Origin of the sequence: Streptosporangium sp. CA-135522 (assembly GCF_050949235.1) — a bacterium.
Taxonomy (GTDB): Bacteria; Actinomycetota; Actinomycetes; order Streptosporangiales; family Streptosporangiaceae; genus Streptosporangium.
This window is the reverse complement of sequence record NZ_CP192026.1, coordinates 9,491,597-9,506,789: the sequence shown is the minus strand read 5'-3', so window position 1 is coordinate 9,506,789 and position 15,193 is coordinate 9,491,597. Positions and strand designations below refer to the sequence as shown.

Genomic DNA, 15,193 nt, shown 5'->3' with positions numbered 1-15,193 from the left:
GGGGAGACGAAGCCTCGGCGGGCGCGCCGTCAAAGCGTCCGGCACGGCCGGGAGCGGTCGGCCGCACAGACCGAGGCGTCGCCGTGCCGCCATGCGGGCGCGGACCTGGGCGGGAGTGGGCTGGTCCCACAGGTGGTCACGACGGTGCGGCAGGCCGGCCGCGTCGTGGGCGTACGGCGGATGGCCGCACCACCGGCAACCAAGGGGAGACGGGGGCTGTTCGGCATGCCAACGAACCCGGATGATCCTGATGCCTCTACTAGGGTTGGACACAGGTCGCACCTCCGGTGTGCGGTCAAGGCTCTGCCGGGCGACGGGATTCGCCTGGTAGAGCCGTTTTCATGGTTTCTCCGGCCTGCCGTCGAGCCGGACGGTCCGCCGGACGAACGGCTGGCCGCCGTGGGTCCACGCCACCGGCGGTATCGGATTCCAGGTGAGGCCGGATGGCGTCGATAGAGGGTCGGCGGGCGCTTCTGAGCCCGGCGGCACAGGGCCGCCGGGCCGGGCGGACATTTCTTACAGGTGGCGCGACGGCACGGTGGGAAGGCCCGCAGACCAGGGCCGGGGTCCTGTGCGGGACGTGCCGTCGCGCCGGTCTGAGGGACTACCGGCCGATCTCCGCGAGAACGCGTTCATCCGGTCGGCGGTGGTCTCGACGTCGTTGATCGGCGTGATCGGAGACGGCCAGGGGAGCCAGAGCCTCCCGCCGGTGTTCGGGGCGGTGAGCACACTCCCGGCCAACACCGGCGCAGCCTCGTCGACCATGGCCAACGAGGTGGGACGGCCTTTCTCCAGGTGCAGCCGGACGGCGAAGCTCCGCCGGTCCGGTTCCGCGGCGAGTCTCTCCAGCTGATCGAAGGCATGTACGGCGTCGGCACTCATGGCATCCATCTCTCGCGATTCGATGTCCTCAAGGTGCTGACAGGAGACCTCACAGCCTGATTTGCTCGCAACGACCAGCAAAGACAACGCGAGGTGCGCACATGACCACGGAGAGGAAGAAAGGCCGTGGGCGGCCGTCCAAGGTCCTCGACCCCGGCGCGTCACTGCTCGCCGCTCTGGGCGCCAGGATGCGTGAGCTGCGCAAAGGACGTTCACTGACGTTGATGGAGCTCGGAGAACTGACCGGATACTCCTGGCAGCACCTCGGCGCCGTGGAACGAGGCTCCGTCGCCCCCTCGGAATCGGTGATCGTCGCGTGTGACACCGCACTCGACGCCGGCGGGACGCTGAACGGCATGCTCCCCAGCGTCATCCACGAGCAGGCGCACCTCCGCCACAGCAGCGAGGCCGCGCGCAGGCCCGGCCCGGAGGCGCCGGGTCCCGACGTCGACTGGGGACGACTCGGCGCGTGCGGCAAACACGCCTCGGCGCTGACCGCCGCGGTGGTCGAAGACATAGAAATGATCACGATGTATCAGCGCCGCCTCTACCACGAGCTGACGTCGACCCAGATGCTCGTCCCGGTCGACGGCCATCTCGGACTGCTGCTCTCCCTTCTGGAGACCTCCGCACCGGACCGCCTACGGCGGCGCATCGCCTCCGCGGCGGGGGAGGCCGCCGGATTCTCGGCCTGGATCTGGTTCGACCTGGGTGACCACTTCAAGATGGGCCGCCGGTACGGCATCGCACTGGACGCCCTGGCCGAAAGTGATGACAGAGGATTGCGGTCCTACGTCAGCGCCTATCAGGCGGTCACCGCGGACGCGGCCGGACAGGCCCGCGAAGCCGTACGCCATGCCTCGACGGCCCTGGACATGGCGGATCACTCGGTCACCCACGTGACGAGGTCCTGGCTTCACGCCGTGCACGCCACCACCTGCGCCCACGCGGGCGACAGCCGTACCGCCTTGTCCCAGCTCGGCCAAGCGCACGGAGCCCTGGAAGAGGCCGGCGACGAACGCGACGAGTGGATGTACGACTTCGACCACGAGCGCCTTCTGGGCTACGAGGGCAACTGCCTGCTGGAACTCGGCCGATACGCCCAGGCGGCAAGCTCCTTCGAACACGCCCTCAGTGGCGTTCCCGCCACATGCGTACGCCGCCGGGCGGAGCTCAACGTCGACCTGGCACAGGCACGCCTCGGAGAAGGCGAAACAGCCGAAGCCGTACGGCTGGCACGGGAAGCGATCACCGTGTTCGCCCGGCGGGGATCCGCCTCGGGCATGTCCCGGGTGCGACGGCTCCGCGATCGCATGACGGACCAGCCCGGGGCGGTTCGCGAATTGGATGACTTCGTCCGAACATGGCAAGAGTGAGCCCTATCTCGGCCGAACTCGTCGCCCGCGCCACCGTCTCCTACGACGCCGTCCAGACGGTCGGCGAGACCGTCTACTGGATCGAGGGACGACCGGACGGGGACGTCCTCATGCGCTGGACCCCCTCCGGGGGTCCCCAGGACGCTCTGCCTGAAGGCTTCCACGTCACCTCCTACGTGCACGAGTACGGCGGAGGCGCCTACTTGGCCATCGAGTGGGACATCTGGTTCTGCAACGCCGCTGACCAGCGGATCTATCGTGCGAGTGACGGCCGGCCTCCCGTACCGGTGACGCCTTCCCCTGTCCAGCCGGGGGTTTTGCGCTACGCGGACCTTCGCCTTCTGCCGGGCACCGACAAATTGATCTGCGTCCGCGAGCGACATGAGGGCGACGGGTCGGTTCACAACGAGCTCGTCATGCTGCCGGTCGACGGCTCGGCGGAGCCGAAGGTGATCGTCTCCGGCGACGACTTCTACATGTCGCCCGAACCGAGTCCCGACGGGAGGCGACTGGCCTGGGTGTCGTGGAACGCACCGCTCATGCCGTGGGACGGCACCTGGTTATGGGTGGCCGACATTCAAGCGGACGGAACCCTCACCGGCCGGCGGCTCGTCGCCGGAGGCGAGGAGGAGTCGGTGTGCCAGCCGCGGTGGAGCCCGGACGGCGTGCTGCACCTCGTCTCGGACCGCTCCGGCTGGTGGAACCTGTACGCATGGCGTGACGACCGCCTCGACCCGGTGATCACAGGGGAGTTCGAGGTCGCGGCGGCGCCCTGGGAGTTCGGCTATCGCACCTACGCATTCCGGGACACCCAGATCGTGGCGGTCGTCCAACAGGGTCCGCGGCACCGTCTCGTGGCGAGACATTCTGACGGTTCCCTGGAGCCGTTGGCTCTGCCGTACACCTCGATCAAGCCCTATCTGGCCATGGCAGGTCGGAAGCTCGCCTTCATCGGCTCCAGTCCCGCCAAGCTGCCCACGGTGGTGCTGGCCGATCCAGACGGCTCCGTCCAAGAGCTCACCGACAACGACTTCGGGATCGATCCGACGTCGTTCGCTCAACCCGAACGCTTCACTTTTCCCACCCGTGACGGGGGCGAGGCGTATGGCCTGTACTACCCGCCCTTTGAGGAGAGCGATCAGCCTCCGCCGTTGCTCGTACGGGCTCACCCAGGGCCGACGACGAACTGGCCCATGCGGCTGGACCTCCACGCCCAGTTCTTCGCCGGCCACGGCTTCGCCGTCGCTGATGTCGACTACCGGGGAAGCACGGGATACGGCCGCGCGTACCGGCTGGGGCTCCGTGGGAGATGGGGAGCCGCCGACGCCACCGACTGCGCTGACGCCGCCCTTCACCTGACCTCCGTCGGCCGGGCGGATCCCGAGCGAACGGCGATCTGGGGTGCCAGTGCCGGCGGATACACGGTTCTGCGTGCCCTGGCGACGACCGACGTGTTCGCCGCCGGGATCGCCAGGTCTGCCGTGGTTGATCTCACGACTTGGAGCAGTGCGGCACCGAAGTTTCAGGCTCATCACGCAGAACTACTCGACAGTGATCATCACCATGACGCAGACGAATCCAAGGTCGGGATCCGGCGCCCGCTGCTCTTAATCCACGGAGACGAAGATTGCATAACCTCGATAAGCCAAGTCCGATCCCTCGCTCAACGCTTTAGCCACGGCTCACAACTGATCATCATTTCTGGAGCAGGTCACGTTCTGCGGAGGCATTCCGACATCCAACATGTTCTCTTCACGGAGTTGGGGTACATCATGGTCTCCACCAAACTCTGGGTGGTTCAGTGCGAGGCTTCACTTGGCCGACACGGTGGCATCGTGAATGTAGGAGTGCGTCGCTGTGACTGATGATCGATCGTGGGAGCCAACAGAGAAGGGGGCTCACCTCCGGGGGAGGCGTACGCGTAACACGCGACCCGAGGTTGAGCTGCGCCGGGCGGTCCATGCCTTGGGGCTCAGGTTCCGCCTCCACCGTCGGCTGGTTGCCCGGTGCACCCCTGACTTCGTGCTCCCCAGATGGCAGCTCGCGGTCTTCGTCGACGGATGCTTCTGGCATGGGTGCCCCAACCACTCGCCGGCCGAATTCAAGGGGCCCAACGCGAAGAGGTGGCGCCTCAAGATCGACACGAACCGGGGCAGGGACGCCCGGAACAACACGCTTCTGACCGAGGCTGGCTGGCGGGTGCTCCGCATCTGGGAGTGCGAGATCAAGCATGATCTCCAACGCGCCGCCCACCGGGTAGAGCAGGAAGCAAGGGGCGTCGAATACTCTGGTCAGCAGAGTGTCGACGCGCCAGGTCGCCCCTCCTGAGAGGATCTACACCCCTCAGTCAACAGACACATGCCGCAGTAGGGCTCGGCCGGCAGGTAGACGGTCTGTGGGTTCCGGCTGAAGATTGACCCCGTGACTCCGCCCTAAAATTCGCGCGTCGCCTGGGGCTGGTTTGACCCTCCCCTCGTACTGTGGAGACCTTGATCACCCTAAACCGCTCGACGGCCAGGAAAGCGTGGAACCCGACTAACCCTGCGCACCAGCTGGGCTCCCACACTGATCACAGCCGGGAATCACCCCTCAGTCGAACTCTTCGGTCGACCATGCCAAGATCGCGAAGTATCCAGGCTAAGATTGCTTCCGGTTATCGCACCAGAACATCGTTTCGAGTCGAGGTCTGGGAACCCTATGGATTCATAGGGCTCCTGACGGGGCGTGGCGGTTGGGCGGTGGGCATTTTCCGTGGTCAGCACGGCGGAACCCTTGCCTCCATCGGCGCGTCTGTGATCTCCTGGTGCTCGTTGTTCTCGTCGGTGTGGAGGTGCGTGCTGTGCAGGAGGAGGAGCACTATGGCGTCCCTCTTGAGCGCAGCGATTACCTGAGGCTCAAGCCCAACAGGAACAGCTGCAAGCCTGAGGAGTTTGCTGAGTGGCTCGAAGGCTTTGGTAGGGGGAAGCGGCTGGCTGTCGACCTCTTCTCCGGAGCAGGTGGCTTGAGTCTCGGGCTTCAGTGGGCAGGATGGACGGTGGCGGCCGCGATCGACTTCGACGAGCGCGCCTTGGAGACCCACGCGCGGAACTTCCCTGGCATGAGTCTGCGCATGGACCTGGGTAATCCCGCCGAGAGGGACAGGCTCGAGGAGCTCTTGGCGCCGGCTAAGGGCAGGATCGACCTGGTGGCGGGAGGGCCCCCTTGTCAGCCGTTCAGTAGGGCGGGGCGCAGCAAGATCCGCAGTCTCGTGGAGCACCACGGGCGTGATCCCGAGGACCGCCGCAAGGAACTGTGGAGCGCCTACCTCGACATGGTGAAGCGCCTCGAGCCGCGCGCGGTCCTCATGGAGAACGTACCCGATATGGGACTCAGTGATGATTTTTTCGTGGTGCGCACGATCGAACAGCAGCTGGAGGAATTGCACTACGCGACCCAGGTGCGCCTCGTGGACGCCTGGCGATACGGAGTCCCGCAGCATCGGAAGCGGCTGATCCTGCTGGCCAGGAACGACATGGAGAAGTTCGATTGGCCACAGGCGGTGGAGGAAAAGGGCCGCACCACGCTGCGAGATGCAATTGGCGATCTGCCGGAACTGCCCGTCGTGCCTAGGGAACGCGTCGGGGATCGCGATTGGCCGTACGGAACGCCACCCGAAAAGCAGTCCGACTTTGCTAAGGGCATGCGCAAGAGAGTGCAGAAGGACGTCGTCTGGGACCATATGACCCGCAGGGTCAGAGCGGACGACTGGCAGATCTTCGACGGGATGGATTCCAAAACCCTGTACTCGGAGATCGATCCCACACTGCAGCGCTACAAGGCTGACCAGTTCACCGACAAGTACAAGAAGTTGGACTGGGACGACCTCAGCAGGTCGATTACAGCCCACATCGCCAAGGACGGGTACTGGTACATCCACCCCGACCAGAACCGCACCTTGACTGTTCGGGAGGCGGCGCGGGTGCAGACCTTCCCGGACCGCTTCCGCTTCGCCGGTACACGTAGTGATGCGTTCCGACAGATCGGCAACGCCGTGCCACCGCTGCTCGGCAAAGCTGCGGCCGAAGCGCTGTTGCCCTCGGACAACACCCCAGTGGACGGGACCGAGCTTCATCCTCGCTGGGTTACCGTACGGAGCGACCTGACCGCGTGGGCGGAGCGCCGACGTGCTGACAGTGACTGGTACCAGCTACCCAAACTTTCCCCGCTACATGCGGCGATTGTGGCCTTGCTGTCCAGCACTAGGCTGCAGTCCGAGCAGCTGGGACAGATACTCGAGCCGCTTCGAGAACACGCGAAGTTGAACAAGTACAACTTGGGGGCTCTCCTGGGTGCTGCTCCCACCTCGGCTGCTCGGGCTCGCATCGACAGGCTGGCTGCGGCGGCGGCGGGCAAGCAGAGCCTGTGGGAAGAGGAGGAAGACAAGGAGAAGCACGAGCTACCTGGGCTCCTTGGTATGAAGCCAGCCGAGAGAACCCTCTACCGGCTGCTTAGAGGTGACGACCTGCTTTGGGTTGGGCAGGGAGCACTACGCGTCGCTGCGCGCCTGAACGGCAGTGACTCCGACCGAACGAACAGACTCAGCGACGGTCGGGTGAATCTGGTGAAATTGGTCGGAGCTGGGGAAAACGCCGCGCTCCGCATGGCAGCGCTGCGACTTATTGGGAACACCGTATGCCGGACTAAGGATCCCCTCTGTGACGGGTGTCCCCTGAGCCAGTACTGCGTCGGCAGGGAGAAGGTCTCGGGCGACCTATTCAGTGACGCTGTGAGTGGGACACACGGTCGGGGAACGGCGCTGACCCAGAGTCGCGAGGCGGCGCTCCGCAGTGCAGGGCAACGCTGAGCGCCGTGCGTTCAATGTCGGTCCGGGTATCGCATTCCCAGCCACGGACCACGGGCCATCTTGCAGCCTCGATGTCACGACGGTCTCGCCTTGTTCGTCTCGATCTTCGCTGCCACAGAGAGGCGTTTAGCCCCCTTAACGCCGTCGGGCCGTGAACGGGACAGCCGTGCCAGAAGCGCCCATCGATGGACACAGCGATGTCGTATCTGGGCAGGACGAAGTCCGCCGTACAACGGGCAGCCATTTGGCGCTGGAGTCAGAATCTGAGCTCGAGCCTGTGTACTGCCCGCCGGAGGGTCACCTTCGGAGCGGTGTCACGCACACGTCGATCGGAGGTGGGGAGCACTTCTCGGTGCTGACCCAACCCACGTCCAGTGCGTCGTTATATGGCGTCATGTCCCCTTGCCCCTGCTTGTCGGCAGCAGGTTGTCACACTCCTTCCATGCTTCGGGAACCAGTTGAACTCCAGATCGACGACCAAGGCCGGGACGAGCTCCCCCTCGGCCTGCTTGCCGCACTGGGGACGGACCTCACGGCGTTCAGTGACGGAGGCGGGCGGATCGTGCTTCGCCCGCCGAGGACACCCCATAAGGGACCTCGTCGAGCGCGGGCAGCTACGAGTACAGCAGGCTGGATGCCGTCTATGGTTCGGGGGTGAACCCGAGAGACAGGGCCTCGTTACGAGTGTGCAGGGCCTGTACCGCCTGCGGCTCAGGGACCTCTTGGCCGAGTTCCAGGCGTCGTCCGACGTACTGGGCCAACTGGCGCTGCGACGGTTCGAGATTGTGCGTTTCCTTCGCCCACCGGTTGATCGCGTACCACTCGTCCGCCGGCACCAACACCACCTCTTCGCTCGCCCCCCTGTCACCTTCGGTGCTGCCGGCGAGCGTCTCTTCGTCCAAGGGGTACTCGCGTAGCTCGCTCTCCAGGTTTTGAGGCACGGACCAGCGTATGCGGGAGACTGCGTCCCAGCACGTGGCCTTCTTGGCCCACTCACCCACATGGTTGCCCTCGCGCGGCCTGGTTACGATTGCCATCACCCGGGGGCACAGGTTGTAGATTGCGTTCTCGAGCGCCGGTGAGATCCGCTGCTCACGCCAGATCCGGTCCAGATCGATACGCTGGCCTGTGGCGAGGGACAGTCTGGCCATGGTGTAGGCCGTGATCATGCTCTTGTAGCTGCCTGCCTCGTGTGCCGTCGCGATTCTGTCGATCGCCTTAAACAGGATGGCCATCGCGATTACACGCTGGCAGTACTGGACGTCGACGCGAGGGGGCGCCTCGTCGAGGGCGGTCATGAACGCGGCGAAGTTCTTCTGCGACCCCCGACTCACATGGAACGGGAGTTGGTTCCAGGAATTGACGTACTTGGCGAGCTCTGCCTTCGTGAACTTCTGCTTCGTCGGATTGAGCTTCTTGAAGGTGCGCTGCTTCGCGGGAGTCCGGGCTTTGGCTACCTCGTCCGTGTACTGGCCGCGTGCGCGCTCGTAGAACCAGTGAGTTTCCTGACCGCTCCCGTCTGTTGCCGGAGCCCACAAAGACCGGGTAATCCGCTGGAATGCCACGTGGTACTCGTGGTTCGAGCTGAAGTCGACCAGCGTCACGCGGTTCTGCGTGTTGGAGTACTCGGAGATCATCGGGACGATCTCTGAGAGACGCTCCGGAGATACCTCCGTCAGCTTCATCTGCACCGCCACGTGCGACAGATCAGCCTTGTCCCGGCTCTGCGCATAGTGCAGCGAGGCCGTCGTCTGGCCGCCGTTCACCACTTGGAGCCCGTGCACACGAGCTATCCCCGTCGGTCTGCCGTCTGGGCCGTACACGAAGTCGACCTGTGACGCGGTCGCCGTGATGCCGTTGTTGTACGCCAGGAACCTGCCCGGTGAGTTCAGCAGGGTTTCTCTGATGCCTCGGTTCACCGAGCCCCGGGCCTGGAGGAACGAGCGGACGTTGAGTTCGAGGAGGCGGGTGCCGTACTCGCCGTAAAGTTCAGCCAGCCTCTGGCCAGGAATGACGGCCATAGTAACCGAGTGGTCCGGCTCGCTGCTGGGTGCGGAAACACACGGCAACGGGGAGTCAAAGGAGACCACGATGGGCTCGCTGATGTTCCCGGACGTTGCGTGGCGGTGTAGTCGTGCCAGGTCCCACACCTCGTGGGTGACGGGAAGACCGTCGAAGGCCGTGGGGGATACAGCAGTGCTGGTGCCAATGCGGTTGCTGAGGAGAAAGAGCCGGATCTTCTGCACCTCGGTGAGGGCTTTCTCGACTGCTGCGCACATGTCGTAGACATCGAAGGACTCGTCGATGTTCTGCCGCAACCCGTCTCTGCACCGTCGAACGAACGTCAGTAGACGCTTGAAGGCGGTCTCCGTTTGTCCCTTCGTGAGCTTGGACTCCAGCGGGTCCAGGTGGAAATCCGTGATGAACAGGTCGAGGCACTCGCCGGACTCCCCGATGCCATACCCATGCACCAGATGCCCGTGCATCATGTGGTACGCAGTGAAAGTGTTGGAGACGATGCCGGCTTCCTCTAAGTCCTCAAACACTCGGCGAGTAAAAGCCTCTGGTGTGGTGGTTCCCTCGGCGTCGGCAGTCGCCTGTACGTCCGCGACGAGGTCACGGGAGTACTCGGACAGGTCACGCTCAGGCATGAAATCCCCCGATCAGTCCAGTCACCTCGTTGGTCGTGGCACGGTACTGGTCCAGCCCCGAGGTGCTCACATGGTAGGTACAGTCACCGACGCCCTCAGGAAGATTCGCCTCAATGAGTCTCGGAAAGCCCCCCTGCACGTGCCAGAAGCACAGGTCACGGAGGGTGTAGCGAGGCTCGTCGTACAAGTCGCGCTGCCCGGGGAGGTATCCCGCTTGAATAAGTCGCCCATCAAACCCGGCGCGCACAACAGGGCTGGTGAGCCGCTCGCGTATACGGTCCACCAGCCGGTTCAGACTCTCGCCTGTTCCGCCACGTCGCTCGTCGAGCAATGCCAACGCCAGCAGCAGCACGGGTGTGCCGGCGCCGTCCAGCTGCCGCTCGCTTGTAATGCGTATGTTTCGGGGGCGTTTGGCGGTGCTCGTCTTCGTTTCAACTGCCACTTCTGGCAGTTGGAAGTCCTGGTTGGCTCCACTCGGGCCGGTCCATGACTCCACCGCCTCGGCTGGATCAACATGAGGCAGAACGCAGTCCCGGAGAACTAGTAGTTCGCCGACCAAGCCTCGACGCGCCTCGGGCCCCAAGCCGTCCCTGCCGACTGCTCGAAGGAGGTCTTGCCATCGCTCGAACCTGTCTACCGCGGCGGTCAGGGCGGCAGCGGCCCCCGGGGCGTCCCTAACGGTATCGGCAACGTCGGTGACAAGCGGGTTGAACACCTCACGCAGCTCGTTCGCGGTCAGGACCACTTGGAGCTCGTACTCTAGCCGTGATACCGCGCTCAGGTTTATCTCCAGACCAGCCGCCCTGGGCAGTCGCCCCACGGAGCGCACGATCTGGTCCGCAGAGCGGGCATCGGCCCTCAGGATCAGCATGCGTTGGTGGCCGGGGTGGGAGACGGCAAGATAGATGTCCAGCGGAGCGTTCGGGTGCAGCCGGAGTCTAGATCGACCGGGCGTGGTCTGAGGAGTCTCCAGATTGCGCCACTCGGCCTCGGTAACGGTCACTCCCCGTTCTCCTCGTTGTCGAAGAAGTCGAGACCCTCTTGCTGCCAGATGCTATTGACGACATACTCCGTGTCGGACTGGTGCTCAGAGCGGGGGAAGCTGACTTTGAAGCCCACCAGCGGCGGCTCTGCCACACCGCCTGGAGATGTCGGCTGCTCGATCAGGTAGATCAGCAGAAGAGCCTGGTCGGGCCTTCGTTGCCAACGCAGGTGCTCACCCGAGGGGGACTGCGGGACCTTCTCCTTCTTTTTCATCGCCGCGGCCTTCTGCGTCGCCTCGAGAGCAGTATCCACCTGCTCTTTGTCGAGGTCGAGGTATTCATCAGGTGGGCTGAGCACACGGCGGATCGTGTACCGCCCCTCGGTCCTGAAGTCGGAGTTGATCGCCGCGCGGGTGACGGGCCCGACGACGTGCCCGGCGACATTCTGCGGATTCTGTGCTGCAGCTTTGCCGATCAGATACACCGTCCACTGAGGCAGCTCGCCTACCGCCATGCACTGGTCGATGTACTTCGCGATAAACCTGGGACGCACTCGCTGCGCCATGCGGTCGGTCTCGTAGCTAGAGAGGAAATCGGCGACCATCTCGGAAGGTACCCCCCTCCAGGCCACGTTGCCGCCAGGGACCTTAGAATCGGCCACCGTAACGCCGTCGAGCCTCTGCACGAAGTCCTCGAGCGCCTTGAGGTTGTGGTCGACAGTCTTCTGCGCGAGATTGAAGATCACCGTCTCTGGACCCTCACCGGAGTAACTGAGCATGACCTTCGCACCCTGACGCATCTTGTTGGCGGCTGTGATCGAGAGGCCGAGCGAGGAGGCGCGTACCTTCAAACCGAAGTCCCCAGGCGTGAGATCGAGAGCGGCCATCTCTTCCACCTCACGGCGCAGCTCGTCGGTCGCGGCAGTCACCTCGACGTACTTGGCCTGAAGGTCGGGGGTTGTGTAGAGACGGCACAGGTCCTCGTAGCCTGGGCGGTATCCGAACCACCGGCCCATCTGGAGCAGGGTGTCGTAGGTGCTGGACACGCGCAGGTAGTAGCTGACAGTCAGCCCTTCGAGGGTGAGCCCTCGGGAGAGCTTCTGACCTCCGATGGCGATCACCGAGAGCCCGGTCCGGCGGTGCTCGTAGTAGTCGAGTGCGTCTCGCGAGGCGCCGTTCACGGTCTTGACCACGATCTTGCGCAGGGCTGGCATGAGCTGTGCGGACACTTCCGCCCACGTTAAGCGCTCGGCCTCGTCCATAGGGAAGTGGTCAGTGGTGGGGACGAAGTCACGCTTCCACAGGGCCTGGAACTCCGCTATCCGCTCCGGCCCTTTTCCGTACCGGTCGCGCAGCGAGTCCACGAGAAAGCCCAGATGATCGGCCACCTGGTCACGGACGATTCCTTGGACGGCGGTAAAGCGGGTGACGTGCACCAGCATGGAGTTGTGCACCTTCGTCTGCTCCCGCGCCCTGCGGGCAGCGCACGAAAGCACGAACGAGGCGATTGCCTCGCGCAGGGACTGAGGGAGGTTGTCAGAGGGGATGAAGGAGGACCTGTGCTTACTCGGTACCCAGCTCTCGGCGTCGTCTACAGCGCGCACCAGCGGCAGCGGGGGCACATCGTCTTCGTCGTCGGTGTCGACTTGGAGTCCGAAAACACGCTCAGGTCCGAGGTAGTTAGATGGCGAGGGCAGGGTCCGGATGAAGCTGTCGGGGAAGAGGTCGGCGCCGAGCTCGGCGTGGTCGACGTCGGGATCGATGTAGATGTTGGCGTATGGAGTGGCGGTGTACCCGACGTAGGCCGACTTCTCGAAGCTCTGCATGAGGTCACGGATCGCGGCGTTGGTCTTGGTCGGATCCGCGTCGGGATCACGGTTGGTGTTGATGGAGGCGTTGTCGGCTTCGTCGTCGATGATGAAGAGCGGTATGTCGCGCACGACCTTACGGCCGGTTTCGTCCTCGGCCCCCTGGACTTCTGTCACCCACGTACGTAGGTACTCAAGGATCTTCCAGTGCTTCTTCACGACGAGAACGACCGGGAACCGGCCGAGGGGGAAGTTGACCGCGTTCGCCGCCTGACGACCGAAGTCGCCCTTCTCGGAGCTGTTGGTGGGCGACGCGATGTCGAGCCTTTTGGCGCCGGGCATCCGCCCGGCGCCCATGAGGCGGGACTTACCGTTCTGGTTGGACCGCTGCTGGTGCTGTGTGTCAAAGCCCAAGAGGCCCTCGTCGACGCGTAACTGCGTCTGGCTGCGGAGGTCGTTGTGAATGCCGGCGAGGATCACCACGAACTGGTATCCCGCGTCCACGGCCTTCGCGCTGAGTCCGATATACTGCCCCGTCTTACCTGACTGGACCTGCCCGATCACAAGACCTGTTCGGCGCCAGGAGCCGACACGACGCGGGTCCTCCAGCTGGCTCAGGACCTCGTCCGTACTCTGGTCAAGCCGACGTACGACAATCGGGGGGAGGTTGTGGACATCCTCTAGATAGCGCCGGTAGCGTTCCCAGAAGTCCCAGTCGCGGTCGTTTTTGGCCTCGGGCAACCACGGTTCGTGTCCCTTGTCGTTCTCCAGCCCGGAGGAGCCCTCCTGGAACACGGTGGTTATGGTCTCGATCTCCTTAGCCAACTGGTCCCGGTCGAGGATCTCGCCTTGACCGGCCAGCATCCCGAAGATGACAGTGACCGCGTTCTGTACCTCGTCCGGCGTCGGCTGACGGTCTTGGGGTAACAGTGCGAGAACCAGTCGCTTGGCCTTGGCGAGGGACTCGAGGGAATCCTCGGGGGTGGAACTCATTGCGGACCTCCCGTTGGGCTGAAACGGTATCGGGCAGGGCAGAGGCGATCACTGACAACGGGCTCATCCGCTCCAGAAGCCCTGCATCTGGTTGAAGGGGGGCATGGTTCGCAGTCGTTCCCGGGCTGCGGCGGGTGAACGCCCCTCGGAGACCAACGCCTTGTAGATGCATTGTGCGACTTCTGTCGCTCCGGCGTCGGCTGGCCCTGGCCCGCCGAAGGGTTCGGGGTCATCGCTCGTGTCCGTCTCGTGCATCACGCGAAGGGCGGTGACCGGCACAGTCTCCTCCAACAGGCGGATCAGAGCACGCATGTCGTCCGGATCGGCACCGCCGGGGCGCAGCGCAGCCTTAACCAAGGGGTGACTGCGGTTGATTCTGCAGGTGACCTGGTCGTTCGTGCGTCGAACGTTCCATGCGTACAGAAGTGGGTCGCCATGGGTACGTGCCGCGACCTGCCCGCGGTAGCGCAGCACGTCGGCGGCTCTTCTCCGGGCCTGTAGCGCGATGCGACGAAGGTGTGGACGCAGGCCGACAGGCGGCACAACGCTGGATTTCCGGACGTCGACGCTCCACTCGACATCCGTCTCGGCGGGGATGTCAACGGCGATGCGCGCCAAGTTGTACTTCTCCTCACGGCGTAGCCCGCGCTGTCCGAGCCAGTCTCCGGCCAGAATCAGACGGTCCCGGCGGTACACGTAGAACCCCTGCTGATCGAGCCAGCCGCGTGGACCGCCGGCCTTCTCGTACTCGGCCTGGGTGAGTCGTTGTGCGCTGGGGAGGACGAATGCCTCCACGCGCACAGAGCCTGCGCCGAGTGGGAAGCGTTCCACCGGAAGGGGTTGCACGGATGGGTGCCCGGCGAGGAAGGGGTCCCAGGGATCGACCGGGCTGCCGGAAACTCGGATGGTGCGGCGTCGGCTGCCTGTCAAGAACCGGGCGAAGATCATGCCAAGGTGCGACTCGACGCGGGTGGCCTCCGCATAGAACTGCTTCTGGGTCGCCTCGTCGTCTTCCGTCACGCAGTCAACGTGATAGCCGTTTAGCCGCCGCCACAACACGATAGTTCCACGATCAGCCGTACCGCGAATCCTGTCGAGCAGGTTCGTCGTCGCCTCGTCCGAGTCGTGTAGCAGCCTCCATTGGCCGGACTTCTCGACGACGTCGAGGTCCCATGTACGTACATGCCATACACCGGATGCGGAGGTGGCGACGGTGAGCTGCCGGGCCTGGGAGAACGATGCGGACTTGAGGCCGACGCCGAAGCGTCCCAGGTCCGTGGCTGTACGCGGTGTTGCGGGACCACGTGCAGCCACGGTCATGGCAGTCACAAGTTCGTCTGCAGTCATTCCCTCACCGTCGTCGACGACCGCGACCCAAGAGTCGCGCCCGGCCCAGGTGAACTCCACGTCGACGCTGGATGCCTTTGCAGAGATGCTGTTGTCCACAAGATCCGCGATGGCTGCGGGCAATGAGTAGCCGAACGAGCTGAGCGAGGCGACCATGCCTGCGGGTTCAGGGGCTGCGATGTCGTAATTCATGTCCAGTTCCAGCCCTCGCTGTTGCAGCCCCTTGCCGATGCAGCGTCCCAGCGTTACCCCGACCTGAGCACGATGCCTCACAGGAAGATCCGTGTATGACTCTGAGCTCATCCCACGGG

General features: G+C 64.4%; 9 protein-coding genes. 4 read left to right on the top strand and 5 right to left on the bottom strand.

Annotated elements, in window-relative coordinates:
- Window positions 1-516: 516 nt before the first annotated feature.
- Window positions 517-891 carry a hypothetical protein gene (locus ACQPYK_RS44700; RefSeq protein ID WP_433246139.1) on the bottom strand — a complete coding sequence of 125 codons (375 nt, stop codon included), beginning with the start codon at window positions 889-891 and terminating at the stop codon, window positions 517-519.
- A gap of 92 nt (window positions 892-983) precedes the next feature.
- On the opposite strand from ACQPYK_RS44700, the gene ACQPYK_RS44695 reads away from it, so the two are divergent.
- From ACQPYK_RS44695 to ACQPYK_RS44680, 4 genes are all read left to right on the top strand, one after another.
- Entirely contained in the window at window positions 984-2,258 is a 1,275-nt protein-coding gene (locus ACQPYK_RS44695; protein WP_433246136.1) for a helix-turn-helix domain-containing protein, read from the top strand.
- Window positions 2,255-4,123 (top strand): S9 family peptidase, encoded by a 1,869-nt coding sequence (locus ACQPYK_RS44690; protein ID WP_433246133.1) that lies wholly within the window; start codon window positions 2,255-2,257, stop codon window positions 4,121-4,123. Before ACQPYK_RS44695 ends, ACQPYK_RS44690 begins: the two co-directional genes overlap by 4 nt.
- The gene (locus ACQPYK_RS44685) at window positions 4,116-4,586 is read left to right on the top strand and encodes a very short patch repair endonuclease (RefSeq protein WP_433246130.1); all 471 of its coding nucleotides are present in this window, start codon (window positions 4,116-4,118) and stop codon (window positions 4,584-4,586) included. Before ACQPYK_RS44690 ends, ACQPYK_RS44685 begins: the two co-directional genes overlap by 8 nt.
- A gap of 475 nt (window positions 4,587-5,061) precedes the next feature.
- Window positions 5,062-7,101 (top strand): DNA cytosine methyltransferase, encoded by a 2,040-nt coding sequence (locus tag ACQPYK_RS44680; protein ID WP_433246127.1) that lies wholly within the window; start codon window positions 5,062-5,064, stop codon window positions 7,099-7,101.
- 641 nt (window positions 7,102-7,742) lie between these two features.
- Here ACQPYK_RS44680 and ACQPYK_RS44675 read toward each other — a convergent pair.
- The 4 genes from ACQPYK_RS44675 to ACQPYK_RS44660 form a co-directional block, all read right to left on the bottom strand.
- A complete protein-coding gene (locus ACQPYK_RS44675; RefSeq protein ID WP_433246124.1) occupies window positions 7,743-9,752 on the bottom strand; it encodes an AIPR family protein in 2,010 nt (669 codons plus the stop codon).
- Complete coding sequence (locus ACQPYK_RS44670; protein WP_433246121.1) at window positions 9,745-10,755, bottom strand: PD-(D/E)XK motif protein; 1,011 nt, start codon at window positions 10,753-10,755, stop codon at window positions 9,745-9,747. Before ACQPYK_RS44670 ends, ACQPYK_RS44675 begins: the two co-directional genes overlap by 8 nt.
- Window positions 10,752-13,535 (bottom strand): Z1 domain-containing protein, encoded by a 2,784-nt coding sequence (locus tag ACQPYK_RS44665; RefSeq protein WP_433246118.1) that lies wholly within the window; start codon window positions 13,533-13,535, stop codon window positions 10,752-10,754. Before ACQPYK_RS44665 ends, ACQPYK_RS44670 begins: the two co-directional genes overlap by 4 nt.
- Window positions 13,536-13,598: 63 nt before the next feature.
- Window positions 13,599-15,074 (bottom strand): ATP-binding protein, encoded by a 1,476-nt coding sequence (locus tag ACQPYK_RS44660; protein WP_433246116.1) that lies wholly within the window; start codon window positions 15,072-15,074, stop codon window positions 13,599-13,601.
- Window positions 15,075-15,193 lie beyond the last annotated feature (119 nt).

Coding starts and splice junctions, on each gene's coding strand:
- ACQPYK_RS44665 (WP_433246118.1), bottom strand. CDS start 13,535: ATGAGTTCCACCCCCGAGGATTCCCTCGAGTCCCTCGCCAAGGCCAAG.
- ACQPYK_RS44675 (WP_433246124.1), bottom strand. CDS start 9,752: ATGCCTGAGCGTGACCTGTCCGAGTACTCCCGTGACCTCGTCGCGGAC.
- ACQPYK_RS44660 (WP_433246116.1), bottom strand. CDS start 15,074: ATGAATTACGACATCGCAGCCCCTGAACCCGCAGGCATGGTCGCCTCG.
- ACQPYK_RS44700 (WP_433246139.1), bottom strand. CDS start 891: ATGGATGCCATGAGTGCCGACGCCGTACATGCCTTCGATCAGCTGGAG.
- ACQPYK_RS44695 (WP_433246136.1), top strand. CDS start 984: ATGACCACGGAGAGGAAGAAAGGCCGTGGGCGGCCGTCCAAGGTCCTC.